Raw genomic sequence first — 628 nt, forward strand, 5'->3', positions numbered from 1 at the left:
GATCATGGAGTTCTCTACGCTCAGTGATCACCGGAGGGCTCGTGCCTGTCCTGCCATCATGCCTGCTCGAACCCCTGTGGGACCAGTTCGCGGCCCTGCTGCCCGAGCACGTCGACACGCACCCGCTCGGCTGCCACAATCCGCGTATCCCGGACCGGACCGTCTTCGAGCACGTGATCGCCGCGCTGGTACACGGCTCCGGCTACGAGCGCATCGCCGCTCCCGGCTGCTCCGACCGCACCATCCGACGCCGCGTCAGGCACTGGGCCCGGCTCGGCATGGCGGAGCAGGTCCACGCCCTGGCCCTGGAGGCGTACGACCGCATGATCGGCCTGGAACTCGCCGAACTGTCCGTGGACGGCTGCATCACCAAGGCCCCCTGCGGCGGGGAGGCCGCCGGGCGCTCCCCGGTGGACCGGGGCAAGCAGGGCCTGAAGCGTTCGGTGGCCACCGAGGCCCACGGCGTCCCCCTCGGCATCGTCTCCGCCGGCGCCAACCGCCACGACTCGCCCCTGCTCGTCCCCACCCTCGAAGCCGTCAAGGAGCAGGTCGGCGAGCTCCCGGACCAGGTCAACGTGAACCTCGACCGCGGCTACGACAGCGACAAGACCCGCCACGCGCTCGCGGA

Annotated in this window: 1 protein-coding gene; it reads left to right on the plus strand. The window is 71.0% G+C overall.

Annotated features, from left to right (window positions below):
* Window positions 1-41: 41 nt before the first annotated feature.
* The coding region (locus ACVNF4_RS36760) for a transposase (protein WP_461807140.1) at window positions 42-628 on the plus strand (587 nt) is incomplete at its 3' end.

Source organism: Streptomyces sp. S6, assembly GCF_054880855.1.